The 2,500-nt window shown below is 48.7% G+C and carries 2 tRNA genes and 2 rRNA genes (1 of these 4 cut by a window edge); all 4 read right to left on the bottom strand.

The annotated features are described in order from the left end of the window. Positions 1–294: 294 nt before the first annotated feature. A tRNA-Thr gene (locus tag ACKPBX_RS08150) sits at positions 295–367 on the bottom strand. Positions 368–388: 21 nt separating this feature from the next. Next, positions 389–462: transfer RNA gene (locus ACKPBX_RS08145), tRNA-Asn, on the bottom strand. A 22-nt stretch (positions 463–484) separates the two neighbouring features. Continuing rightward, positions 485–600: ribosomal RNA gene (rrf, locus tag ACKPBX_RS08140) — 5S ribosomal RNA — on the bottom strand. A gap of 93 nt (positions 601–693) precedes the next feature. Beyond that, positions 694–2,500: ribosomal RNA gene (locus tag ACKPBX_RS08135) — 23S ribosomal RNA — on the bottom strand; it runs 1,107 nt beyond the window's last position.

Genomic DNA, 2,500 nt, shown 5'->3' with positions numbered 1-2,500 from the left:
TGACAACTTTTATATTATATCTCATCCGCTAACGCTTGTCAACAATTATTTTAAAATAATAAATCAACTTAACGCGAGACAACTACTATATAATACCACCAAACGCCCGCCGAGTCAATGTTTTTTTGAAACATTTTTTCAAGAACACGTTCAGCAACTTTTATATAATACCATCTCAATAATGAGATTGCAATACCTTTTATAAAGTTTTTCATTTTTTATAAAAGTCCATTTTGATCATCCAAAAAGAAGATAAAAATAGCCTGCTTTCATAAGCAAGCACTGCTTAATATAAGCCACCTGTCGGGTTCGAACCGACGACCTCCACCTTACCATGGTGGCGCTCTACCTGCTGAGCTAAGGCGGCAACTATTGATTTTGATAAAAACTCCGCAAGTAGGACTCGAACCTACGACATCATGATTAACAGTCATGCGCTACTACCAACTGAGCTATTGCGGAATAAATCTGCAAACAAAAAAAAGCGCGGCAACGTCCTACTCTCACAAAGGGAAACCCTTCACTACAATCGGCGCTAAGAAGCTTAACTTCTGTGTTCGAGATGGGAACAGGTGTGACCTTCTTGCCATCGTCACCGCACATTTTTAATTGGAGAACGTTGTTCTCTCAAAACTGAATCTACAAAATTAAAGGGAACCCGAAAACACCGCTTGAGTTTTCTTCTTTTAAAAATTGGTTAAGTCCTCGACCGATTAGTATTGGTCCGCTCCATACATCGCTGTACTTCCACTCCCAACCTATCTACCTGATCATCTCTCAGGGGTCTTACTCACTTAAAGTGATGGGAAATCTCATCTTGAGGGGGGCTTCACGCTTAGATGCTTTCAGCGTTTATCCCGTCCACACATAGCTACCCAGCGATGCTCTTGGCAGAACAACTGGTACACCAGCGGTGTGTCCATCCCGGTCCTCTCGTACTAAGGACAGCTCCTCTCAAATTTCCAACGCCCGCGACGGATAGGGACCGAACTGTCTCACGACGTTCTGAACCCAGCTCGCGTACCGCTTTAATGGGCGAACAGCCCAACCCTTGGGACCGACTACAGCCCCAGGATGCGATGAGCCGACATCGAGGTGCCAAACCTCCCCGTCGATGTGAACTCTTGGGGGAGATAAGCCTGTTATCCCCAGGGTAGCTTTTATCCGTTGAGCGATGGCCCTTCCATGCGGAACCACCGGATCACTAAGCCCGACTTTCGTCCCTGCTCGACTTGTAGGTCTCGCAGTCAAGCTCCCTTCTGCCTTTACACTCTACGAATGATTTCCAACCATTCTGAGGGAACCTTTGGGCGCCTCCGTTACATTTTTGGAGGCGACCGCCCCAGTCAAACTGCCCGTCTGACACTGTCTCCCTGCTCGCTAAGAGCAGCGGGTTAGAGTGGTCATATCACAAGGGTAGTATCCCACCGTTGCCTCCTCCGAGACTGGCGTCCCGGTATCATTGGCTCCTACCTATCCTGTACATGTGATACAAACACGCAATATCAAACTGCAGTAAAGCTCCATGGGGTCTTTCCGTCCTGTCGCGGGTAACCAGCATCTTCACTGGTACTATAATTTCACCGAGTCTCTCGTTGAGACAGTGCCCAAATCGTTACGCCTTTCGTGCGGGTCGGAACTTACCCGACAAGGAATTTCGCTACCTTAGGACCGTTATAGTTACGGCCGCCGTTTACTGGGGCTTCAATTCAAAGCTTCGCTTGCGCTAACCTCTCCTCTTAACCTTCCAGCACCGGGCAGGCGTCAGCCCCTATACGTCATCTTTCGATTTTGCAGAGACCTGTGTTTTTGATAAACAGTCGCTTGGGCCTATTCACTGCGGCTGACCTTGCGGTCAGCACCCCTTCTCCCGAAGTTACGGGGTCATTTTGCCGAGTTCCTTAACGAGAGTTCTCTCGCACACCTTAGGATTCTCTCCTCAACTACCTGTGTCGGTTTGCGGTACGGGCAGTTACTTTCTCACTAGAAGCTTTTCTTGGCAGTGTGACATCAGGAACTTCGCTACTAAATTTCGCTCCCCATCACAGCTTGTCCTTGAGAGAAAAAGCATTTCACTCGTTCTCAGACTTGCTGCTTGGACACACATTTCCGATCGTGTGCATTCCTTAGCCTCCTGCGTCCCTCCATCGCTCAAACAAAAGCAACTGGTACAGGAATATCAACCTGTTGTCCATCGCCTACGCCTATCGGCCTCAGCTTAGGTCCCGACTAACCCTGGGAGGACGAGCCTTCCCCAGGAAACCTTAGTTATTCGGTGGACGGGATTCTCACCCGTCTTGCGCTACTCATACCGGCATTCTCACTTCTAAGCGCTCCACCAGTCCTCACGATCTGGCTTCGATGCCCTTAGAACGCTCTCCTACCACGGAACCCGAAGGTTCCATCCACAGCTTCGGTGATCTGTTTAGCCCCGGTAAATTTTCGGCGCAGGGTCACTCGACTAGTGAGCTATTACGCACTCTTTAAATGATGGCTGCTT

The organism is Trichococcus shcherbakoviae, assembly GCF_963666195.1.
Classification (GTDB): domain Bacteria; phylum Bacillota; class Bacilli; order Lactobacillales; family Aerococcaceae; genus Trichococcus; species Trichococcus shcherbakoviae.
This window is presented reverse-complemented; position numbering and strand designations above follow the sequence as displayed.